Below are 22,300 nucleotides of genomic sequence, written 5' to 3' on the forward strand. Positions count from 1 at the left end.
TGCGCGGATCCCGGGAGGACCTGTGAGAACCCGATTTACCGAGGCGTTCGGCGTCGAGCATCCGATCGTTCAGGGCGGCATGATGTGGGTCGGCCGCGCCGAACTCGTCGCCGCGGTGGCGAACGCGGGGGCGCTCGGATTCATCACCGCCCTCACCCAGCCCACACCCGAGGATCTGGTGCGCGAGATCGCACGGGCCCGCGAACTCACCGACAAGCCGTTCGGTGTGAACCTGACGATCCTGCCGTCGATCACGCCGCCGCCCTACGCCGAATACCGGCAGGCGATCATCGAGTCCGGCATCAAGATCGTCGAGACCGCCGGGTCGAATCCGGTGGACCACCTACCGTTCTTCAAGGACGCAGGAATCAAGGTGATCCACAAGTGCACGAGCGTCCGCCACGCCGTCAAGGCCGAGCGGGTCGGTGTCGACGCGGTGAGCATCGACGGCTTCGAGTGCGCCGGCCACCCGGGTGAGGACGATGTGCCCGGCCTGGTGCTGATCCCCGCAGCGACGCGCAAGCTCCGGATTCCGGTGATCGCCTCCGGCGGCATCGCGGACGCACGCGGCCTCGTCGCGGCACTTGCGCTCGGCGCCGACGGCGTCAACATGGGGACCCGGTTCATGTGCACCGTCGAGTCGCCCGTCGCGCACGCGGTCAAGGAGCAGATCGTCGCGAACAGCGAACTCGACACGAAGCTGATCTTCCGCACCCTGCACAACACCGCACGGGTCGCGGCCAACGCGGTCAGTGCGGAGGTCGTCGAGATCGAGTCCCGCGGAGCCGAATTCAAGGACATCCAGCACCTGGTTGCGGGCGCTCGCGGCCGCAAGGTCTTCGAGGAAGGCGACATCGACGCCGGCATCTGGACCGCCGGGCAGTGCCAGGGCCTGATCGACGACATCCCCACCGTGGCAGAACTCGTCGAGCGGATGGTCACGGAGGCGGAATCGATCATCGCGGGCCGCCTCACGAGCTTCCTCGACACGGCGGCGGTGAAGGCATGACCGGCGGCGGTGAGGCGGCCGTGCAGGGCCTGCGGTCGGAGTTGATCGACAACGTTCTGTGGCTGACGATCGACCGGCCCAAGCGAATGAACGCCGTCGACCTCCCGACGACGCAGGCGCTGCGCGAGGCCGTCGATGCAGCGGGGGAGAATCCCGACGTGCGGACCGTGGTCGTCACGGGTGAGGGCGCGGCATTCTGCACCGGCGCGGATCTGGCTGCGGGAGCGGAGAATCCGGTCGACCCTTCGGTCACCATGGACACCGCGAACGAGTTGATCCGCTCCATCGCCACCGTGCCGGTTCCGGTCATCGCGGCGGTCAACGGACCGGCCGCGGGATTCGGGGTGTCGATCGCCATCGCCGCGGACTTCACCTACGCCGCCGAGAGCGCGTACTTCTTCCTGTCCTTCGTCAACGTCGGCCTGATGGCGGACGGCGGGTCGAGCCTGCTCGTCCCGGCAGCGATCGGGCGGGCTCGCGCAGCCGAGATGGCGTTGCTCGGCAACCGGGTCTCCGCGGCGGACGCCGACCGGTTCGGTCTCGTGGCGAAGACACTGCCGGACGATCAGCTCCTCGACCACGTCCGGACGGTCGCGGCACGGACCGCGGCGGGACCGCGACGCGCGCTGGCCCTGACCAAACAGGCGCTGAACGCAGCGACGCTCGGTGCACTGGACGAGGCGCTCGAACGCGAGAAGGCCGGCCAGACGGAGCTGCTGACGTCCGCGGACTTCTTCGAGGGCGCCACCGCGATGCTGCAGAAGCGACCCCCGCGTTTCGCCTGACGACCGACGGTGCACTTGTCGCCACTGGTTGGCGGTGTGCTCCTGCGGCCTGTTCACCGGTGCACACCGTGCCGACCAGCGGATTACGAGATCCTGTGGGCGGAGTCCCTCCGGAATCACGTGCCCGCGAACGTCCGAAAATCAGAGAATCCACGTTAACAAAGGGCCTGGCGCATACCTTTCGGCATCTGTAATGTGTGTCACAACGTAACGGTGCCGACCCCGCCGGTTCGCTCCCCGTCCCCTCGAGAGGAACAGTCGATGACCGCTACCTCCGCACGCTCGGAGTCCATGCGCTTCCGCAACAACAACTGGAACAACCAGGTCGCGCGCCACGCACTGATGATCCCCGAGCGCACGGCGCTGCGATTCCAGGGTGAGTCGATCACCTGGGCGCAGCTCGACGAGCGGGTGAACAAGCTCGCCGACGCACTGTCGCGGCGCGGTGTCGGTTTCGGCGACCGCGTCATCATCCTGATGCTCAACCGCCCCGAGTACCTCGAAACCGTGCTTGCCGCGAACGCGCTCGGCGCGATCGCCGTGCCGGTCAACTTCCGGCTCACGCCGCCCGAGGTGGCCTTCCTCATCGCGGACTCCGGTTCCAAGGCCATCGTCGTGGAGGGGCCGCTCGTCCCGCTCGCGGACGCCGCGCGTGCACAGTCCGAGGGTCTGGACCTGGTCGTCACCGTCGGCGCGGACCCGCAGGGCGACGCGGTGGCCTACGAGGACCTCGTCGCGGAAGAAGGGGAAGCGCATGCGCCCCTGGATATTCCGAACGACACGCCCGCGCTGATCATGTACACCTCGGGAACGACGGGCCGGCCCAAGGGTGCGGTGCTGACGCACTCGAACATGGAAGCGCAGTCCCTCACCTGCATCCGCGCCTTCCACATGTTCGGCGACGACAACATCGGCTTCTGTGCGTCGCCGATGTTCCACATCGCCGCGCTCGGCTCGATGGCTCCGAGCCTCATGCTCGGCCAGACGACCGTCATCTACCCGGTCGGCGCGTTCGACCCGAACACCCTGCTCGACGTGCTCGAGGCCGAGCGCGTGACCAGCCTGTTCCTCGTACCGGTGCAGTGGCAGGCGATGTGCGCTGCGCAGCAGGCGAATCCGCGCAATCTGTCGCTGCGCAACATCTCCTGGGGTGCGGCCCCGAGCTCGGACACGATCCTGCGGGCCATGGCCGAGACGTTCCCCGACGCATTCAATGTCGCCGTGTTCGGGCAGACCGAGATGTCGCCGATCACGTGTGTTCTCGACGGCGAGGACGCGATTCGCAAGCTCGGTTCCGTCGGCCAGGTCATCCCTACGATCCAGGCTCGCGTCGTCGACGACGAGATGAACGACGTCGCTCCCGGCGAGGTCGGTGAGATCGTCTACCGCGGACCGACCATGATGCGCGAGTACTGGAACAACGAGGCTGCGACCGCGGATGCGTTCGCCGGCGGCTGGTTCCACTCCGGCGACCTCGTGCGCGTCGACGAAGAGGGCTTCGTCTACGTCGTGGACCGCAAGAAGGACATGATCATCTCCGGCGGCGAGAACATCTACTGCGCCGAGGTCGAGAACGTCCTGTACGGCCACGAGAAGGTGCTCGAGGCTGCGGTGATCGGCCGTCCGGATGCCAAGTGGGGTGAGGTTCCGGTCGCGGTCGTCGCACTGGCTCCCGGTGCCGACGATCTCACGATCGAGGAACTGCAGCCGTACCTCGACGAGAACCTGGCGCGCTACAAGCACCCGAAGGAAGTGGTGGTCGTCGAGGCCCTGCCGCGCAACGCAAGCGGCAAGGTCGTCAAGCATGAATTGCGTGGAGGACTCTCGGCCGTCGTGCAGGGCTGACGGTCGAGTTGGGGGGCACACGGCGGGGGGAGCCGTGTGTCCCTCGGGTCGGGGGATGGTCGGGGGGATTTCGGAACACGACGACAGGGGAATCGTGTCCGGACCGGGGGCAGCGGTCGAACCGCTGCCCCCGTGTCGAGTTTCATGAACGGCCGAGTTTCAAACGGCGGAGTTTCAAACGGCGGAGTTTCAACGAACGGCGAAATCGCTGGAAGGAATGCGCGACTGATGGCAACGACGGATACGTCGGACGGCAAGGCTCCTGAGGTGACCGCACCCTTCGAAGCGATCGAGGTTCCCGAGCGGACGTCGAACGACGCCGGATCGGGTCGGCAGTGGATCGTGAAGGGCCTGGTTCTCGTGCTCGCGATCGCCGCCGGGGTCTTCGCCGTGCTGTGGTGGCGGGCCGAGTCGGCGGACCGGTTGCGCACCGAGGCGCTCGACAGCGCCCGCGAGTACGCGATCACGCTGGGCACCTACGACTTCCAGAGTTTCGACGCCTCGCTCGCCGCGGTTACCGAAATCTCCACGGACGAGTTCGCGCAGAAGTACAACACGGTCGCCGGAGAGTTGCGGTCGCTGGTGGAGAACGGACAGGGCAGCTCGGTTGCGCGCGCCGATCACGCCGCTGTCGAAACCGTCGACGGCGACCGCGCGACGGTCCTGGTGTTCCTCGACCAGGATGTGAAGAATGTGGCCGTGCCGGAGGGGCGCACCGACGCGACGCGGTTCCTGATCACGCTGGAGCGTGACGGCGACCGGTGGCTGCTGGACGGTGCCGACGCGAAGTGACAGCCCACGGCGAGAGCCGTGAGCGGGGGAAGGGGGAGCCGACGTGGTGGATCAGACCAGGCCGAACGATCCGAGCCGGCTGCGGCGCCTCACCGCCGCAGCGCTGAACGCCGACGCGACGATCGCCCGGATCGACGACGTCTCCGGTGGGATCGCGGCATCGCTCGACGAGTTCAACCGTGTGCTCGCTTCCTTCGATTCGAGGCTCGGGGACTTCGAGACCGTTGTGGATCGGCTCGGTAGCTCGATCGACAGGGTCGACGCGACGCTGGTGGGCGTCGAGAAGATCGTCGGCACCGTCGAGTGGCTCTTCGCCCCGGTCACGGCCGTGCGCGAGCTGGTGCAACGGCCGGAAGTGTCGGCGCTGGCCGATCAGGCGATCTCGGCCGGAAATGCACTTGCGCTGTCGATTGTGACGCGCGTAACATCGTTGGTGCGAATCGAGCAGACGTCCGAGGACGACAGAGGCTCGTGAAGCAGAGATCCGGCCCGGAGTTCGCGTAAAGCGAATATTCGGGCCGAACCCCTGTTCAGGGGCAGTTCGCGGTTCGGGGGAGATCGCAACGGGGGGCGGGGTGCCGGAGCGCATCGAATCGATCAGCAGGGCGGGACTGACCTTCGACGTCCGCGACCAGGGACCGCCCGACGGCGAACCGATAGTGCTCTTGCACGGATTCCCGCAGGACGCCCGCTCCTGGGACGGCGTGGCACCGTTGCTGCACGCCCGCGGGTACCGCACGATCGCGCCGGACCAACGCGGCTACTCGCCCGGTGCCCGCCCGCGCCGGCGCCGTGACTACCGGCAGTCCGAACTCGTTGCCGACACGGTGGCGCTCATCGACCGGATCGGGCGGCCGGTCCACCTGGTCGGGCATGACTGGGGCGCGATCGTCGCGTGGGCGACCGCCGCCCGCCATCCGCACCTGGTGCGTTCGCTCACCGCGGTGTCGGTGCCGCATCCCGCCGCGTTCGTCCGGGCGCTGGGCACGAGCCTGCAGCTGTTCCGATCCTGGTACATGCTCTTCTACCAGCTGCCCTGGCTGCCCGAGAGGCTGTTCGCCGACGAGAAGACGGCACGCCGGGTGCTGCGGCGCAGCGGTCAGCCGGCGAATGCCGCCGCCCGCGACGCGGCGCGACTGGCGGATCGCGCCGCGGTACGCGGAGGTCTGAACTGGTACCGGGCGTTGTCGATGTGGTCGCCGCGCGAGGCCGTCGGCCGGGTGCCGGTGCCCACGCTGATGGTGTGGAGCGACGGCGACTTCGCGATCGGACGGGCCGGCCCCGCGGCGAGCGGCCGCTGGGTCACCGGCCCGTTCCGGTTCGAGACGCTGCCCGGAGTGAGCCACTGGATCCCGGACGAGGCCCCCGAGGCGCTCGCCGAACTCGTCGTCGAGCACGTCGGCGGCCGGGGCTGAACCGGTCCGGTCAGTTCGTCCGCAGACGCTCGCGGCGCAGCCGTTCGACCTCCGGAAGATCCAGCGGCGCGAGTGCGTCGACGCCGAGCGCGCGCGCCAGCAGCAGATCGGCCAGCTCCGGATTGCGGGCCAGCACCGGACCGTGAAGGTACGTACCGAACACCGAGCCCTGCACGGCGCCTTCGAGGCCGTCGCCGACGCCGTTGCCGACGCCGCGGGTCACCCGGCCCAGACCACGCGCCGACGATCCGAGAGTCGTTCCGCCACGGTGGTTCTCGAACCCGGTGAGCGGCTGCGTGAGGCCTTCCACGGCGGGGGAGATCACGATCTCGCCGATCGCGCGGGTCTTCTGCGGTGTGGTGGTCACGTCGAGCAGGCCGACACCGTCGACGCGTTCACCGGCCGACGTCTCGTACCAGTGGCCGAGCACCTGGATGGCCGCGCAGATCGCCAGCACCGGTGCGCCGCGCTCCGCGGCGCGCTGCAGTCCCGGGTATCGCAGCAGGTGCCGGGTCGCGAGCCGCTGCGCCGAGTCCTCGGCGCCGCCGAGTGTGTACAGGTCCATCGATTCCGGCACCGGATCCTCCAGACCGATGGGGACGATCTCGGCGTCGTACCCGCGCATCCGCAGACGCTGGCGCAGCACGAGCGCGTTGCCGCCGTCCCCGTAGGTGCCCATGACGTCGGGCAGGACCAACCCGATACGCACGGTCGACTCAGGCATGTGCGGACCCCTTCGCGAGCGCAGTGTTCAGATCTCGGAACGCGGTGTAGTTGGCGAGTACCTCCACCCGGCCTGGAGGGCAGGAAGCGATGGCGCGCAACGGATCCGACACCAGGGTGTGTTCGACGCCCGCGTAGGTGAGGCGGACCGCGAGGTCGGTTCCGCGTTCACCGGACGCGACGACCTGCACGCCGTCGAAGTGCTCGAACCGCACATCCCAGAGCCACGACAGGTCCTCGCCGTCCGGCACCTGACCGTTGACGGCGATGACCAGACCGTCGACGGCCGGGTCGATCATGGACAGCGCTTCCTGCCAGCCGGCGGGATTCTTCGCCAGCAGCATGCGCACCGAATGCGGGCCGACCTGCACCGTCGAATACCGGCCGGCGACCTCTTCGACGATGGAGGCCGCGGCGACCGCCTCGGCCGGATCGGCGCCGAGCGCGACCGCGGCGGCGACCGCCTGCGCGGCATTGCCGCGATTGGCGCGACCGGGCAGGGTCAGCTTCATCGGCAGCACCAGCCCGTCCGGGCCGTACAGGTTCTCGTCGTCGACCCACCAATGAGGTTGGGGCCGGGCGAAATCGGAGCCACTGCTGTACCAGTGGTCGCCGTCGCGGACGATGGGCTCGCCGGAGCGGGGGCAGCTGACCGAGTCGTTGGCCCAGCCGGCACCCGCGGCCACCCACACCACGTTCGGGTTGTCGTAGGCCGCGGAGGTGACGAGGACGTCGTCGCAGTTGGCGACGATCACGGCATCGGGGTGACGCTGCAGACCCGCGCGCAACTTGCGTTCGATCATGTTGATCTCGCCGACGCGGTCGAGCTGGTCGCGGCTGAGATTGAGCAGCACGATCGCCTGCGGATCGAGTGCGTCGGCGACATGCGGGGTGTGCAGCTCGTCGACCTCGATCGCGGCGAGCGGCGCGGTGAGGTTCGAGGCGAGGGTGGAGACGATGCCGGCGTCCATGTTCGCCCCGTCCGGCTGCGTCGCGACGTCGTCGAGCGTTGCGAGCGCGGCCGCGGTCATGCGGGTCGTGGTGGACTTGCCGTTGGTGCCGGTGACGAGCACCGTTCTCCGGCCGTGACCGAGCTGCTTCATCAGCGTCGGATCGATCTTCAGGGCGATGAGCCCGCCGATCATCGAACCCTTGCCGCGTCCGGCCTTCTGCGACGCCCACGCGGCTGCCTTCGCCGCGCGCAACGCCAACCGGCCGCGCGTGGTGATTCCAGTGCTAGTACCCACCCCGGCGAGTTTTCCACAGCTGCGTTCGGGCTGCGGAGCCGAGTGGTGTCCGTGCGGTCACACCCCGACCGGGCGGCCGGAATCGCTCACAGACCGGCCGTGGGCGGATGCGGGCGTGTGCCGCGCGTGCTCCCCTGGGATCGGACGCAGGGATCGAGGGGGAGACGGCCGGCGGAGGTGAGTTCCGTGCTCGAGGACGAGACGACCGGGATCGGGGGCAGGTGCCTCCGTGATCGTCGGCGACACCACGGTTGCGCGCCGCGTCTGCGCGTCGCTGCGTACTCAGGACATCGTGGTGCGGCACGCACCCGAACCCGACGACGAGCAGCTGCGGGACCTGCTCGTCGGCGAGCCGGTCGCGGGTATCGCGATCCTGCTGCAGGACGAAGTGGTCGCGGTGGGGCCGGTGTGCCTGCGGCGCTCCGCGCCGGTGTGCCCATCCGACGCCTCCGACCGCCGAAAAGGCACACCGCCGCCGCAGGCGCCTCAGGAGAGGGCCTTGGCCTTCAGCGCCTGGTACTCGTCCTCGGTGATGGTCCCGGCGTCGAGGAGCGCCTTGGCGTCGGCGATGTGCTCGGCGGGCGACTTGCCCGCGACCTCGCGGATGTAGTTGTCCTGGGCGGTCTTGAACTCGGCGGCTTCACGCGCGCTCCGCTTGGCCATGCCGTCGCCGTGGACGATCAGGTACACCAGCGCGGTGAGCAACGGGAAGATGAACAGGAAGATGATCCAGATCGCCTTCACCCAACCGGACTGCTCACGATTGCGGAACAGGTCGCCGATGATCATCCACAGCATGATCAGGTAGGCGATGAACGCGAAGCTGACGATGATGAACCAGATGATGTCCCAGAAATCCATGGAGCTTCCCTCTCGTCCCGTGTGAACTTCGAGTCCCGATCCGGAGGGGAGCCGTCACGCCGGGAGAAACAGCAAACGCGGCGGCACCCCCGGGAGACTTCCCGAAGAGTACCGCCGCGTTTGTCCGAATGCAGCCGAACGGCGAGTGGAATCAGTGCGCCCGGTTGACCGCCGAGACGACCGCGCGCAGCGAGGCCGTGGTGATCGACGGAGCGATACCCACGCCCCAGACCAGCTTGGTGGTTCCGTCGGGCCGGGTCACGTCCGCCTCGACGTAGGCGGCGGCGTTCGCGTCGTCGCCGGCCGACATCGCGTGCTCGGCGTATCCGCGCACGGCGACGCGGTAGCCGATCGTCTCCAGCGCGTCGACGAACGCGGCGAGCGGGCCGTTGCCCTCGCCCTCGATCTCCTTCTCGACGCCGTCGACCTTGACGGTCGCGACGATGCGGTCGGTGCCGTCGTCGGTTTCCGAAGCGGTGACCTTCTGGCGCATCCGCTCCAGCGGCGTGACCGGGGCCAGGTACTCCTCGTGGAAGATGTCCCACATCTCCTTGGGGCTGACCTCGCCGCCCTCACCGTCGGTAACCTTCTGCACCGCGCTGGAGAACTCGATCTGCAGACGCCGCGGCAGGTTCAGGCCGTGGTCGTGCTTCATGATGTACGCGACGCCGCCCTTGCCGGACTGGCTGTTGACGCGGATCACGGCCTCGTAGCTGCGTCCGACGTCCTTCGGGTCGATCGGCAGGTAGGGGACCGCCCAGACGATGTCGTCGACGTCCTGATCGGAGTCGTCGGCGTCGACCTTCATCTGGTCCATGCCCTTGTTGATGGCGTCCTGGTGGCTTCCGGAGAAGGCCGTGTAGACCAGGTCGCCGCCGTACGGGTGCCGCTCGGGAACCGGCAGCTGGTTGCAGTACTCGACCGTGCGCCGGATCTCGTCGATGTTCGAGAAGTCGATCTGGGGGTCGACACCGCGGCTGAACAGGTTCAGGCCCAGGGTCACCAGGCAGACGTTGCCGGTGCGCTCACCGTTGCCGAACAGGCAGCCTTCGATGCGGTCGGCGCCGGCCATGTAACCCAGCTCCGCCGCGGCGACACCCTCACCGCGGTCGTTGTGCGGGTGCAACGACAGGATGATGCTGTCGCGCTTGGCCAGGTTGCGGTGCATCCACTCGATCGAGTCGGCGTACACGTTCGGCGACGCCATCTCGACCGTGGCCGGCAGGTTGATGATGACCGGGTTCTCGGGGGTCGCGCCCAGAACGTCGACGACCGCGTCGCAGACCTCCTTGGCGTACGACAGTTCGGTTCCGGTGTACGACTCGGGCGAGTACTCCCAGCGCCAGTTCGTGTCGGGGTGGTTCTTCGCCTCTTCCAGCACCAGTTCGGCGGCATCCGTCGCGATCTTCTTGATCGCTTCCTTGTCGGCCCGGAACACGACACGACGCTGCAGAATCGACGTCGAGTTGTAGAAGTGGACGATCACGTTCTGTGCGCCGGCGCAGGCCTCGAAGGTCCGCTTGATCAGTTCCGGCCGCGACTGGGTCAGCACCTGGATCGTCACGTCGTCCGGGATCGCGCCGTCCTCGATGATCTCGCGGACGAAGTCGAAGTCGGTCTGGCTCGCCGAGGGGAAGCCGACCTCGATCTCCTTGTAGCCCATCCGGACCAGCAGGTCGAACATGCGGCGCTTGCGGGCCGGGCTCATCGGGTCGATCAGCGCCTGGTTGCCGTCCCGCAGGTCGACGGCGCACCACGCGGGTGCCCGGTCGATGACCTTGTCGGGCCAGGTGCGGTCGGGCAGCGAGATCGGCTCGACCTCCTCCGCGAACGGCAGGTACCGGTAGACCGGCATCGAGGAGTTCTTCTGCTTGTTCCAGGACGGCTGGTCGGCCGGAGCCGGCTTGCTCGGCGGCGTGATGGTGCGCGAACCGGAAGTGAATGCGTCGGCGGGTGACATGACGTGCTCCAAAGAAAATGTGGACCTGTGGGTCCGAATCAGAATATCGACCGGCGCGTCGAAACCCCGCGACGGGAAGCCGGTCTGGTCAGATCCCGCCGCGGCGGCCGAGGAGAAGGGCGCGCTGCATGCCTGGCAGTGTACTCGTCTCGGCCCAGTCGGGCCCAGAGGGGGGCGACCCATCTCACAGAATGGGCGCGGCCGAAACCGGTGATCCGGACATGGAGGACAACCCTGCAGGGTGAGGACGTGACCCGCACCCGCGCGGCCGGCCAGGCGGTGGGTCTCCTCGGTTCGGGCGAGCTGCTCGGCCCCCGAGCCGGCCGTTGCCGGGAGGGCGCGAAGGGTGCGCGATGCCCATCGGCAACCCGACCGAGTGGTCCGGTTGCCGACTCGGGGCGAGCGCAGGTGACGGTGCGCGGCTCGCGTGCGTCTTCCCCTGCATGCTTCCGGTGCTCGTGTTCCCGACCCGACCGCACCGGTCTCCGTGGGCCGGACCCGGAGGACGAGCGGGCCTATTGCCCTGTGGTGGACAGTATTTCGCCGGTACCAACCCGTCATGGCTGCGCCGAGTCGACCGGAGGCGCGCTCGGTGCTTCGATCGCGGCGATCTCCTGTGACGGCGCGTTCGGATTCCCGGGACCCCGGCGTGGTCGGAGCGGCCGCGGCATCTCGCTCGACCGAAAGCATGGAATTTCCCGACCGGGGAGATCGGCGAGATCTGTCCGATCGCTGCCGCTACGCGCGCCGACTCGGTGATCATTTTCGGGACTCGGCCCTGTCACTCGGTAAAGATTCCTCGCGGTATTTTTCGGGGGCGATTCGTTGATCGACACCTGCCGAATCCATTTCGGCTCGCGTGACGTCGCCGAGGTCGGAATCGGCGGCAGCCAACACTTCTGAGTGGCGATTCAATGATTTCGGAGAATTCATACCGTCGGTATGTACACTGCTTTCGGACCCGTTCGAATGTCGGAAATGGAGGTTTCCTGTGGCGAAAAGAACCGTTGTCGAAATATTCGACGACATCGACGGAACTCCGTTGGAAGAGGAGGGGGAGACGATAAGTTTTGCACTCGACGGGGTCGAATACACCATCGATCTGAACAAGAAGAACGCTCGGGACTTCCGCAAGAAGATCGAGCCCTACGTGGCGCATGCCACCCGCGTCGGAGGGCGCAAGCGGCGAGGGAGCCCGGCCGGCGTCTCGGGTTCACCGAGTTCCAAGGAGATCCGGGAGTGGGCCGTCCAGGCCGGTTACGAGGTCCCTGCCCGCGGACGCATACCTCAGTCGCTCGTCGACGAGTACACGGCGGCGCACTGATCTTCCGGCGCGCTGATCTTCCGGCGCACTGACCTTCCGTTCCGTGTCGGTCCGCAGGCGGCAAGCACAGTCACGCAGTGCCACAGGCGATCACGCTGTTCCACAGCCGGTGTTCGAGAGCGCGACCTACCGTGGTGATACGGGGTCTGCGACCGTCGTGGGCATCGCAGTGGAGGTGTCATGTCTGCCAGGTTCGAGCTCTTCAAGGACACCGGCGGGGATTTCCGGTTCCGATTGAAAGCAGCCAACGGTGAGATCATCGCGGCCAGTCAGGGTTACACCTCGAAGGCAGCGGCTCAGAACGGTATTGCGTCGGTCAAGGCCAATGCCGCCTCGGCTCCCGTCGAGGACTTGACCTCGAAAAAGACTTGAGTCGAGGTCTGTCGGCGATATCGACGACCGGGACGCGTCGCGCCCGCCCGACCTGTGGTCCTGCGACCGGTGCGCAGGACCACAGGTCGACCGCGATTACAAGCGGCGGTTGGGGTCGGTGCCGTAGGCGGTGGTGTCTGCAACGGGTGTCGCCGGCGCGTTGCGTCGCTTGAGTCCGGCCAAGCCGACCAGTCCGGCAAGGCCGAGCAGGCCCCACAGGCCCGTGTCGTCACCGTCGTCGGGATCGTTTTCGGCTTGGGCGACAACAGCCGAGGGGGCCGGGGCGGAGGTGTCGGCATGGGCAAGGCCGGCGCCGGTGAAGGCGACCGTGGTCGTGGCGAGGACGGCAATGATTGTCTTGCGCATGGGGATTCTCCCTGATCTGTAAGGGTGGCACGGAAATTCGGTCCCTGCTGAACCGTGGAGTCCGCGTCGAACAAGAAGTCCTGTTCCCATCCCGCGGCATTGCGAAACAACCCTCGGCGGAACGGAATCGTCGCCGTGGCCGGCTCCCGGTGTTCTTCCGGCCGGTGCCGATTGCACCTTTCTCCGGGTCGGCATGATTTCACCCGGCCGTGGGAACCCGGACTCATGGCCCAGCGAACCGAACCCGCGGTCGCGGCATCGAGCCGGTGGATCGACAGCGACGGGATCCGGTACCCGCGCGGTGATACGCATGCATGGACGCCCGGCACGAATCAGACCTTGTGCGGAGTTCCGCTCTCTCGTGCCCGTCTGGATCGCTTCGCGCACGTGCCGTGGAGCGAAGCGCTGTATCTGGCGGAGCTCGGGGAGCACGGCGTCGTCCTGTGCCGTCGCTGCACCGGGGCCACGCAGAGTGACCGGCGCCGGTGGGTCCGCACCGACCCGCGGCCGTGATCACCGGGTGGCCGACGTCGAGGACCTCGGCGACCGTCGTCGTGGCTCAGGCCGACCATGAGCGCCAGCGCAGCCGGTCGATCGTGATCACCGGTCCCGGCGGCCGTCGTACTCGATACTGCGGGTACTTGCGGGCCAGAGCGTCGAGTCCGGTGGCGCCCGCCTCGGTGTCCGCGTCGTGGATCGTGGCGATGCCGTCGATGCGAATCCACCAGAGCTGCGACCAGTCGTCGCTGTAGTGGTCGACGAGCACGCTCACCCGCGGGTTCTCGGCGATGTCGGTCAGGCGACGCAGCCGCCGGGTGGTCTTCGGCTTGTCGTCGACGCAGGTGTGGATCGCGTCGCCGTCCAGGGCGAACACGATCGGCACCACGTGCGGCGTGCCGAACCCGTCCGCTGTGGCGAGCCGGGCCACCCGGGCGGCAGCGACGCGGCGGCGGGCGTCCATGCACTCACGCTAGCCCTCCGCGCGCTCCGCGCCGGTGTGCACAACCGGCGCCCGGAACCGCCACAAGGACACACGGGCGCCGGAGGCGCTGGACGGCCCGAGCGGGTTCGTCCGGGGCCTCATCGGTAGACTCGCTTCCTGGACTTGCACCCAATACCCGGAGGTTCGCCAGCGTGGCACTCGTCGTCCAGAAGTACGGAGGATCCTCGGTCGCGACGGCCGAGCGGATCCGGCGCGTCGCTGAACGGATCGTCGAGACCAAGAAGGCGGGCAACGACGTCGTCGTGGTCGTCTCTGCGATGGGCGACACCACCGACGAATTGCTGGACCTCGCTCAGCAGGTGTGCCCGGTGCCGCCGGCCCGCGAGATGGACATGCTCCTCACCTCCGGTGAGCGCATCTCCAATGCTCTCGTCGCGATGGCCATCCACTCGCTCGGCGCCGAGGCTCGCTCGTTCACCGGCTCCCAGGCCGGCGTGATCACCACCGGCAGCCACGGCAACGCCAAGATCATCGACGTCACGCCGGGGCGTGTCCGGGCCGCGCTCGACGAGGGCAGCATCGTCCTGGTCGCGGGCTTCCAGGGCGTCAGCCAGGACAGCAAGGACATCACCACGCTCGGTCGCGGCGGATCGGACACCACCGCCGTCGCGCTGGCGGCGGCGCTGGACGCCGACGTCTGCGAGATCTACACCGACGTCGACGGTGTGTTCACTGCCGACCCGCGCATCGTCAAGGACGCGCAGCGGCTCGACAAGGTCTCCTTCGAGGAGATGCTCGAGCTCGCCGCGTGCGGTGCGAAGGTGCTCATGCTGCGTTGCGTCGAGTACGCCCGCCGCTACAACGTGCCCGTGCACGTTCGTTCGTCGTACACCACCAAGCCCGGCACGATCGTGTCCGGATCGATGGAGGACATCCCCGTGGAAGAGGCCCTGATCACCGGCGTCGCGCACGATCGCGGCGAAGCCAAGGTCACCGTCGTCGGCCTGCCCGACACCCCCGGCTACGCGGCGAAGGTCTTCCGGGCCGTGGCCGACGCCGAGATCAACATCGACATGGTGTTGCAGAACATCTCGAAGGTCGAGACCGGCAAGACCGACATCACCTTCACTCTGCCGATGGCCGACGGTCCGCGCGCCGTCGAGCTGCTGACCAAGCAGCAGGACGAGATCGGCTTCACCCAGGTGCTGTTCGACGATCACATCGGCAAGGTGTCGCTCGTCGGGGCCGGGATGAAGAGCCACCCGGGCGTGACCGCGAAGTTCTGCGAGGCGCTCGCCGCGGCCGGCATCAACATCGATCTCATCTCCACGTCGGAGATCCGCATCTCGGTGCTGGTCGACGACACCGACCTCGACGATGCGGTCCGTGCCCTGCACGCCGCATTCGACCTCGGCGGCGAGGAAGAAGCCGTCGTCCACGCCGGAACGGGACGGTAATCATGACCACCATTGCTGTTGTAGGTGCCACCGGCCAGGTCGGCATCGTCATGCGCACCCTCCTCGAGGAGCGCAACTTTCCTGCCGAAAAGGTGCGGTTCTTCGCCTCGGCCCGCTCGGCGGGCAAGAAGCTGCCGTTCCGCGGTGAGGAGATCGTCGTCGAGGACGCCGCGGCGACGTCCGACGAGGACCTGAAGGGCATCGACATCGCGTTGTTCTCGGCGGGCGCGACCCTCTCGCGTGCGCAGGCCCCGCGCTTCGCGGCGGCCGGCGCGACCGTCGTCGACAACTCGTCGGCGTGGCGCAAGGACCCCGAGGTCCCGCTCGTCGTCAGCGAGGTCAACCCCGAGCAGGCGAAGAACCCGCCGAAGGGCATCATCGCCAACCCGAACTGCACCACGATGGCCGCGATGCCGGTCCTGAAGGTTCTGCACGACGAGGCGGGCCTGCAGCGCCTGATCGTCTCGAGCTACCAGGCCGTGTCCGGCAGCGGCATCGCCGGCGTCGAGGAGCTCCTCGGCCAGGCGCGCGCGGTGATCGCCGACGCCGACAAGCTCGTCCACGACGGCAGCGCCGTCGACTTCCCGGCGCCGGAGAAGTACGTCGCGCCGATCGCGTTCAACGTGCTGCCGCTCGCCGGTTCGCTCGTCGACGACGGCTCGGGCGAGACCGACGAGGACCAGAAGCTGCGCAACGAGTCGCGCAAGATCCTGGGCCTGCCGGATCTGCTCGTGTCGGGCACGTGCGTGCGCGTCCCGGTCGTGACCGGTCACTCGCTGTCGATCAACGCCGAGTTCGAGCGGCCGCTGTCGGTCGAGCGCGCGAAGGAACTGCTGGCGAACGCTCCCGGTGTGTCGCTCGTCGACGTGCCGACGCCGTTGGCCGCCGCGGGCAACGACCCGTCGCTCGTGGGCCGCATCCGGCAGGATCCGGGCGTGCCGGACGGACGGGGCCTGGCCCTGTTCGTCTCGGGCGACAACCTGCGCAAGGGTGCTGCGCTCAACACGATCCAGATCGCGGAGCTGCTCGTCTGAGCGGAAACTCCCAACTGCACTCGAGCGAGTGGATCACCCTTCGGGGTGGTCCACTCGCTCTTTTCGTTGCCCCGGGCCGGAAATGTGCCAGTCTGGCATCGTGCCGTCCATCCGCTCCGCGACGCTCGACCGCATCGACCCGGCAACCCTCTATCGGATAGTCCGGTTACGCCTCGAGGTGTTCGTCTACGAGCAGGGGATCGTCTGCGAACCCGAGCTCGACGGTCTCGATCTCGCACCGACCACCACGCTGTACTGGACCGAGGTCGACGGCGATGTGGTGGCGACCCTGCGGGTCCTCGACGAGGGACCGGTGATCCACATCGGGCGGGTCGCCACCGCGAAGCACTTCCGCGGGCGCGGGCACGCGGCGCGGCTGATCGATGCCGTGATCGGCGACTTCCCGCGTCCGATGGAGATCTCGGCGCAGGCGTATCTGGAGAAGTGGTACGGCCGCTGGGGTTTCCGCCGGACCGGGCCGAACTATCCCGAGGCCGGGATCGACCATGTGCCGATGCGCCGGGAGGCCGACTGACCGTCCTCGGAGCCCCGAAAAATAAAGTTACAAACAGTCTGGACTGTTTGTAGTTTTACCGTTACTCTCGGTTTCGTGACCGACACCACAGCCGGTGTGCCCCGCACGCAGGCCCAGCGAACCGCGGCGACGAGAGCCAAGTTGCTCGACGCCGCCGTCGACTCCCTCGTCGAACTGGGATACGCGGGCACCAGCACGCAGGGAATCGCCAAACGCGCCGGCGTATCCCGCGGCGCCCAGTTGCACCACTTCCCGACCAAGGAATCGCTCGTCGTCGCGGCCGTCGCGCACCTCGTCGACAAACGGCTCGCGGAGATTCTCGAGGCACGGCCCGAACCGGACCGCGCGCTCGAGACGCTGTTCGACGCGTTCGTCGGTCCGCTGTTCGACGCCGCACTCGAACTATGGGTCGCCGCCCGCACCGACCCCGCTCTGCACGAGGCGATGATCCCCTTGGAGCGGAAGGTGTCCGACGCCCTGCACGTCGGCTGCCTCGAGATCATGGGCGACCGGATCAGTCCGGACGCCATCGACCTGAGTATCGAACTGGCCCGCGGTTTCGCGGTGTCCTCCCTCATGCGTACCCCCGAATCCGATCGTGAATTCCGGGAGCGGCTGCTCCCCGTCTGGAAAGCGCTGGTGATGAAATGAGTTCGGCAACGCTCCCCAACCACGTGCACACCCTCGTCGTAGGTGCCGGGTTCGGCGGAATCGGAATGGCCGCAACGCTGTTGCGCGAGGATCCGAAGGCGGATGTCGTCGTGATCGAACGCGGGGACGACGTCGGCGGAACCTGGCGGGTGAACAACTACCCCGGCGCCGCGTGCGACGTGCCCAGCGCGCTGTACTCGTTCTCCTTCGCCCCCGAGCCGGATTGGTCGAAGGCACACGGCACCCAGGCCGAGATCTACGCCTACCTTCGCCGCGTCGCACGTGAAACCGGAGTGACCGATCGGACCGTGTTCGACTGTGAACTGCGCGATGCGCAGTGGGACGACGCGCGTGGGCGCTGGCTCGTGTCGACCTCCAAAGGTGACCTGACCGCCGACGTCCTCGTCGCCGCCACCGGTGCCCTGTCCACCCCGACCCTGCCGAAGGTTCCGGGACTGGAACTGTTCGGCGGCACCATGTTCCACTCCGCCGAGTGGAACCACGACTACGACCTGACCGGCAAGCGGGTCGCCGTGATCGGTACCGGAGCGTCGGCGATCCAGTTCGTCCCCGCCATCGTCGACAAGGTCGCTCATCTCACGCTCTTCCAGCGGACCGCCTCGTGGGTCATGCCCAAGCACGACCACACCATCGCGGCCCCGGTCAAAGCGCTCTATCGCCGGTTCCCGGCGGCGCAGAAGGCGGTCCGTGCGGCCGTCTACGGCCAGAAGGAAACCTACGTGGTCGGGATGACCAAGCCGTTCGCGCGCAAGTGGATCGTGCCGCTGTTCGAACGCCGGGCCCGGTCGATCCTCGCGAGGCAGGTTGCCGATCCGGAGCTGCGCGCGAAGCTCGAGCCGAACTTCCGGATCATGTGCAAGCGGATCCTGCTGTCCAACGACTGGTTCCCCGCGATCACCCGGCCCAATGTCACCGTGGTCGCCTCCGGCCTCACCGCGGTCACCGAGAACGCCGTCGTCGACGACAAGGGCAACGAGTACGAGGTCGACGCGATCATCTTCGGCACCGGCTTCACGCCGACCGAACCTCCTGTGGCCCAGCATATTCGGGGCTCCAGCGGGCGCACCCTCGCCGAGACGTGGAACGGCAGCCCCTCCGCGCACCTCGGCACGGCGGTGCACGGATTCCCGAACCTGTTCCTCATGTACGGACCGAACACCAACCTCGGCCACAGTTCCATCGTGTACATGCTCGAATCGCAGGCCACCTACATCGCCGACGCGATCCGCACGATGCGCACCCGACGGCTGAGCGCCGTCGAGGTGACCGACGGTGCGCAGCGGCGGTACAACTCCGGACTGGATCCGATGCTCGCCGATACGATCTGGAACGCGGGCGGATGCCAGAGCTGGTACCTGGACCGCAAGGGCCGCAACTCCGTGATGTGGCCGACCTTCACGTGGAAGTTCCGGCAGGCGACTCGACGTTTCGACTCCGAGAACTACGTGGCGCGACCCGCCGCCGAAAAGGTGGACGCATGACCCATTACGACGTGCTCGTGATCGGCTCGGGCTTCGGCGGCAGTGTCTCGGCACTGCGGTTGACCGAGAAGGGCTACCGCGTCGGTGTCCTCGAGGCCGGTCGGCGGTTCGGCGACGACGAGCTGCCGAAGACCAGCTGGCGGCTGCGCAAGTACCTGTGGGCACCGGCCCTCGGCTGCTACGGCGTCCAGCGCATCCACCTGCTGCCCGACGTGCTGGTGATGGCCGGCGCAGGGGTCGGCGGGGGATCGCTCAACTACGCCAACACGCTCTACCGGCCGCCGTCGGCGTTCTTCCGGGATCCCCAGTGGGGCCACATCACCGACTGGGAAGCCGAACTCGGCCCGTACTACGACCAGGCCGCCAAGATGCTCGGTGTCCGCCCCAATCCGTCGACCACTCCCGCCGACGAGGTGATGCGCTCGGTCGCCGAGGACATGGGTGTCGGTGAGACCTTCACGACCACGCCGGTCGGGGTGTTCTTCGGAACGCCCGGCGAGACCGTGCCGGATCCGTTCTTCGGCGGTGCCGGGCCCGATCGAACCGGCTGCACCGAGTGCGGTGGGTGCATGACCGGCTGCCGGGTCGGAGCCAAGAACACCCTCGTCAAGAACTACCTGTACCTCGCCGAGAAGGCCGGTGCGACCGTTCATCCGCTCACGACCGTCACCGAGGTGCGTCCGCGGGAGGGTGGCGGCTACGAGATCCACACGAAGAGCACCAATCGGATCCGTAAGCGCCGCAAGGTCTTCACCGCCGATCAGGTCGTCGTCGCGGCCGGCACATACGGCACCGCGCGGTTGCTGCTGGCGATGCAGGAGACCGGAGCGCTGCCGAACCTGTCGCCCCGTCTCGGCACGGTCGTGCGCACCAACTCGGAGGCGGTGCTCGCCGCGTCCGCACAGGACACCACGATCGACTACACCCGCGGCGTGGCGATCACGTCGTCGTTCCATCCGGACGACCACACGCACATCGAACCGGTCCGATACGGCAAGGGCAGCAACGCCATCGGCCTGCTGCAGGCGCTGCTCACCGACGGGGGCGGCCGCGCACCGCGACTGGTGAAGTTCTTCGGTGTCGCCGCCCGCAACCCGGGCGCGTTCGTGCGCAGCCTGTCGGTGCGGCACTGGTCCGAACGCACCGTGATCGCGCTCGTCATGCAGACCGACGACAACTCGCTCGAATTGCGGAGCCGCCGAAGCCCGTTCGGTCGCGGTGTGACGAGCAAGCCCGGGCCCGGGGAGCCGCCGCCGGAGTGGATACCGGTGGGACACGAGGCGATCCGGCGGGTCGCGGACAAGCTCGACGGTGATGCGGGCGGCTCGATCGCCGACCTCGTGAACATTCCGATGACCGCGCACTTCCTCGGTGGCTGCGTCATCGGCGACTCGCCGAACACCGGCGTCGTCGACCCCTACCTGCGCGCGTACGGGCATCCGGGGCTGCACGTCGTCGACGGCTCGGCGGTCAGCGCGAACCTGGGTGTGAATCCCTCGCTCACCATCACCGCGCAGGCCGAACGCGCGATGGCTCTGTGGCCCAACAAGGGCGAAGCCGACACCCGTCCCGCACTCGGGGAGGGCTACGTCCCCGTGGCGCCGGTGGCGCCGGTCCGGCCGACAGTGCCCGCCGACGCTCCGGCCGCGCTGCTGCTGCCCACGCCCACCGTCCGCCGAGAGGAACCTGCACATGCTGTGGAGCGTGCCTGAGAGCAGCACGGACCGGGAGGACTGGCCCGTCTCGCCCCCGCCGCCCTGGCCGGCGGCGGTGCGCGCGACCCTGTGGTGGCACCGCAGTACCCCCGACGCGGCGCAGTTCGGGCCGGGTGGGACGACGCTGCCGTTCACCCTCGCCATGATGGTGGACTACCTCGAGTCGCCGGTCGGGCCCTACCGGGAGATCCTGGCCAGCCCGGTGCTGCGACCGGGCGTGATTCCGTCGATGGCGGTGCCGTTCATCGCCGTGGACTCGGAGCCGTCGGTGCACGGCGGCCGGACGCACTGGCATCTGCCGAAGGTGCCGGCAGAGTTCGCCGGCGACGTCACCGGGACGTTCTCGGCGACCGGTGGGTCGTGGAAGGTGACGACCAGGGCGTCGCCCAAGGGCCCCGAGCTGCCCATCGCCGGTGGACTGACGTTCGCACAGCCCCTCGAGGGCGGGGGACTGTTGCGGGCGACGGCCAAGCTGCGCGGCCGCTTCCGGTACGCCCGGGTGGGCGTGCAGGCCGCAGGTCCGACGCTCGGCCGGTGGCTGCGGTCCGGAACCCATCACGGCATCGTCATCACACGGGGCCGGATGAGTACGGGACCGGGTCGATAGCGCGGATCGGCGGAGGCAGGAGACAGCCGCGCGCGGGCGACCGCGCGCGGCTGTCTTCCCCGTCGGCGGACCCTTACGACGCCTCGCGCATCGTCAGTCCGCCGAGCTCGATCGTGTACGTCTGGTCCGCCTCGTCCCACCACACCGCGTACGTGGTGGGGTAGAGGCCGGTGCGCTGGTACGCGTCGGGCTGCGGCAACTGCTCGTGTAACAGCGGCCGGGATGCGAGCCAGTCGCGGCTCATCATCGGTTCGACGAACGCCTGCCGTCCGTTCCACGTGCCGTACAACACCGTCTCGGTGAGGTGGTGTCCCGATTCGGCGGTGTCGACCCAGTGCAGGCCCATGCGCGGGACCGTCGACATCAGCGGATCCCCGCCCGGTGCGTAGCCCGCGGGCACGTATCTCGGGTCCGGCAGGGTGGTGGCTGCCTGGACGTAGCCGGGGACGAACGGGTCGATCGTGGCCACTGTCGCCCTGTCGAGCAGATAGAAATGCACGTCGAAGTGCGGCACGTCGAAACCGTGCTCGGGGTTGTGGCCGTGCGAATTCCAGTCGAGGGTGACGTGGTCGAACGGCGTGGCCTTCGCCTGTTCGGGCAGATCGAGCACGTACTCGTCGGTGGTCGGCAGCACGCCGCCGGGCAGTTCGTCGAGCGCGGCCGCGTCGAGCCGAACCCCGATCGTGGCCGGCGTGCCGTCGTCGTCGAGGGCGACGTACGCGCGGGCGTTGCCCGCACCGACGGGACGCGCGGGACCCTCGACCAGGCCGGAAATGCCCCCACCGGCCGCGGTCGCGGGAGTCACGAACAATCCGAGGCACCCTGCGGCGGCGATCACGGCGAACAGACGGGCACAGGGTCGAATATCCATGTACAGCCCTCGATTTCCGACGCGGGGTATCCGTTGTTTCGGATACTAACTGCGGGTTCGACGGGTGCGGGCGTGGTAGATCGATTCGTGATCGTCGGGTGTTCCGAGCGTGTCCCGGCCCTGGCGAGCGTCTGCTCGGCAATCTTGCCGGTGCTCGTGGCGTTGGATCGGATCGAGCGCCTCCCGTGCTGTAATGGAGCGGTGATGACCTTGACGCAGCTCTGGTGGCCGTACTCCTAGCGGCCCGTCGACTGTGTTCTCCGGCCGCCTCTCCCGCGGCCGGTCA

General features: G+C 68.1%; 23 protein-coding genes. 16 read left to right on the forward strand and 7 right to left on the reverse strand.

What is annotated here, in order from left to right; genetic code table 11:
- Positions 1-22: 22 nt before the first annotated feature.
- The 6 genes from ACN675_RS05720 (at position 23) to ACN675_RS05745 (ending at position 5,846) form a co-directional block, all read left to right on the forward strand.
- A complete protein-coding gene (locus tag ACN675_RS05720) occupies positions 23-1,009 on the forward strand; it encodes an NAD(P)H-dependent flavin oxidoreductase (protein WP_420749939.1) in 987 nt (328 codons plus the stop codon).
- Positions 1,006-1,794, forward strand: a complete 789-nt coding sequence (locus ACN675_RS05725) for an enoyl-CoA hydratase (protein ID WP_420749940.1) — start codon at positions 1,006-1,008, stop codon at positions 1,792-1,794. The genes ACN675_RS05720 and ACN675_RS05725 overlap by 4 nt, the downstream gene beginning before the upstream one ends.
- 261 nt (positions 1,795-2,055) lie before the next feature.
- Complete coding sequence (gene fadD5, locus ACN675_RS05730; RefSeq protein WP_420749941.1) at positions 2,056-3,639, forward strand: fatty-acid--CoA ligase FadD5; 1,584 nt, start codon at positions 2,056-2,058, stop codon at positions 3,637-3,639.
- Between the two features lie 228 nt (positions 3,640-3,867).
- Positions 3,868-4,431, forward strand: coding sequence for a hypothetical protein (locus tag ACN675_RS05735; RefSeq protein ID WP_420749942.1), 564 nt, complete (start codon positions 3,868-3,870; stop codon positions 4,429-4,431).
- Positions 4,432-4,477: 46 nt separating this feature from the next.
- Complete coding sequence (locus ACN675_RS05740; protein WP_420749943.1) at positions 4,478-4,906, forward strand: hypothetical protein; 429 nt, start codon at positions 4,478-4,480, stop codon at positions 4,904-4,906.
- 100 nt (positions 4,907-5,006) lie between these two features.
- Positions 5,007-5,846, forward strand: coding sequence for an alpha/beta fold hydrolase (locus ACN675_RS05745; RefSeq protein ID WP_420749944.1), 840 nt, complete (start codon positions 5,007-5,009; stop codon positions 5,844-5,846).
- A gap of 10 nt (positions 5,847-5,856) precedes the next feature.
- Here ACN675_RS05745 and ACN675_RS05750 read toward each other — a convergent pair whose 3' ends face one another.
- The 4 genes from ACN675_RS05750 to leuA all read right to left on the reverse strand — a co-directional run bounded on the left by ACN675_RS05750 (position 5,857) and on the right by leuA (position 10,637).
- Positions 5,857-6,570 (reverse strand): type 1 glutamine amidotransferase, encoded by a 714-nt coding sequence (locus ACN675_RS05750; RefSeq protein ID WP_420749945.1) that lies wholly within the window; start codon positions 6,568-6,570, stop codon positions 5,857-5,859.
- On the reverse strand, positions 6,563-7,816 hold the full coding sequence (locus ACN675_RS05755) for a MurT ligase domain-containing protein (RefSeq protein ID WP_420749946.1): 1,254 nt from the start codon (positions 7,814-7,816) through the stop codon (positions 6,563-6,565). The genes ACN675_RS05750 and ACN675_RS05755 overlap by 8 nt, the downstream gene beginning before the upstream one ends.
- 486 nt (positions 7,817-8,302) lie before the next feature.
- A complete protein-coding gene (locus ACN675_RS05760; RefSeq protein ID WP_420749947.1) occupies positions 8,303-8,677 on the reverse strand; it encodes an SHOCT domain-containing protein in 375 nt (124 codons plus the stop codon).
- Positions 8,678-8,828: 151 nt separating this feature from the next.
- Positions 8,829-10,637, reverse strand: a complete 1,809-nt coding sequence (leuA, locus tag ACN675_RS05765; protein ID WP_420749948.1) for a 2-isopropylmalate synthase — start codon at positions 10,635-10,637, stop codon at positions 8,829-8,831.
- A 991-nt stretch (positions 10,638-11,628) separates the two neighbouring features.
- Between leuA and ACN675_RS05770 the strand changes: the two genes are divergently transcribed.
- Both ACN675_RS05770 and ACN675_RS05775 read left to right on the forward strand, forming a co-directional pair.
- Entirely contained in the window at positions 11,629-11,961 is a 333-nt protein-coding gene (locus tag ACN675_RS05770; protein WP_420749949.1) for a histone-like nucleoid-structuring protein Lsr2, read from the forward strand.
- Positions 11,962-12,141: 180 nt separating this feature from the next.
- A complete protein-coding gene (locus ACN675_RS05775; protein ID WP_420749950.1) occupies positions 12,142-12,333 on the forward strand; it encodes a YegP family protein in 192 nt (63 codons plus the stop codon).
- A gap of 96 nt (positions 12,334-12,429) precedes the next feature.
- Here the strand turns inward: ACN675_RS05775 and ACN675_RS05780 are convergent, their stop codons facing one another.
- Positions 12,430-12,699: a WGxxGxxG family protein gene (locus ACN675_RS05780; protein WP_420749951.1), complete on the reverse strand. Its 270-nt coding sequence runs from the start codon at positions 12,697-12,699 to the stop codon at positions 12,430-12,432.
- A gap of 225 nt (positions 12,700-12,924) precedes the next feature.
- Here ACN675_RS05780 and ACN675_RS05785 point away from each other — a divergent pair, with 225 nt between their 5' ends.
- Positions 12,925-13,212, forward strand: coding sequence for a hypothetical protein (locus ACN675_RS05785; protein ID WP_420749952.1), 288 nt, complete (start codon positions 12,925-12,927; stop codon positions 13,210-13,212).
- 46 nt (positions 13,213-13,258) lie between these two features.
- On the opposite strand, the gene ACN675_RS05790 is transcribed toward ACN675_RS05785, so the two are convergent.
- Positions 13,259-13,660 (reverse strand): TIGR03668 family PPOX class F420-dependent oxidoreductase, encoded by a 402-nt coding sequence (locus ACN675_RS05790; RefSeq protein WP_420749953.1) that lies wholly within the window; start codon positions 13,658-13,660, stop codon positions 13,259-13,261.
- A gap of 173 nt (positions 13,661-13,833) precedes the next feature.
- On the opposite strand from ACN675_RS05790, the gene ACN675_RS05795 reads away from it, so the two are divergent.
- The 7 genes from ACN675_RS05795 (at position 13,834) to ACN675_RS05825 (ending at position 21,143) form a co-directional block, all read left to right on the forward strand.
- Positions 13,834-15,099 carry an aspartate kinase gene (locus ACN675_RS05795; protein WP_420749954.1) on the forward strand — a complete coding sequence of 422 codons (1,266 nt, stop codon included), beginning with the start codon at positions 13,834-13,836 and terminating at the stop codon, positions 15,097-15,099.
- Positions 15,100-15,101: 2 nt separating this feature from the next.
- On the forward strand, positions 15,102-16,133 hold the full coding sequence (locus ACN675_RS05800) for an aspartate-semialdehyde dehydrogenase (RefSeq protein WP_420749955.1): 1,032 nt from the start codon (positions 15,102-15,104) through the stop codon (positions 16,131-16,133).
- Positions 16,134-16,233: 100 nt separating this feature from the next.
- The gene (locus ACN675_RS05805; protein ID WP_420749956.1) at positions 16,234-16,668 is read left to right on the forward strand and encodes a GNAT family N-acetyltransferase; all 435 of its coding nucleotides are present in this window, start codon (positions 16,234-16,236) and stop codon (positions 16,666-16,668) included.
- A 75-nt stretch (positions 16,669-16,743) separates the two neighbouring features.
- Entirely contained in the window at positions 16,744-17,319 is a 576-nt protein-coding gene (locus ACN675_RS05810) for a TetR/AcrR family transcriptional regulator (protein WP_197256917.1), read from the forward strand.
- Positions 17,316-18,821 carry a flavin-containing monooxygenase gene (locus tag ACN675_RS05815; RefSeq protein ID WP_420749957.1) on the forward strand — a complete coding sequence of 502 codons (1,506 nt, stop codon included), beginning with the start codon at positions 17,316-17,318 and terminating at the stop codon, positions 18,819-18,821. Before ACN675_RS05810 ends, ACN675_RS05815 begins: the two co-directional genes overlap by 4 nt.
- The gene (locus tag ACN675_RS05820; protein ID WP_420749958.1) at positions 18,818-20,533 is read left to right on the forward strand and encodes an FAD-dependent oxidoreductase; all 1,716 of its coding nucleotides are present in this window, start codon (positions 18,818-18,820) and stop codon (positions 20,531-20,533) included. The genes ACN675_RS05815 and ACN675_RS05820 overlap by 4 nt, the downstream gene beginning before the upstream one ends.
- Positions 20,526-21,143: a hypothetical protein gene (locus ACN675_RS05825; protein WP_420749959.1), complete on the forward strand. Its 618-nt coding sequence runs from the start codon at positions 20,526-20,528 to the stop codon at positions 21,141-21,143. The genes ACN675_RS05820 and ACN675_RS05825 overlap by 8 nt, the downstream gene beginning before the upstream one ends.
- Positions 21,144-21,216: 73 nt before the next feature.
- On the opposite strand, the gene ACN675_RS05830 is transcribed toward ACN675_RS05825, so the two are convergent.
- Positions 21,217-22,014, reverse strand: coding sequence for a DUF5602 domain-containing protein (locus ACN675_RS05830; protein ID WP_420749960.1), 798 nt, complete (start codon positions 22,012-22,014; stop codon positions 21,217-21,219).
- Between the last annotated feature and the right edge of the window lie 286 nt (positions 22,015-22,300).

Source organism: Rhodococcus sp. O3 (assembly GCF_048897285.1).
In the GTDB taxonomy this organism is placed as follows: Bacteria; Actinomycetota; Actinomycetes; order Mycobacteriales; family Mycobacteriaceae; genus Rhodococcus.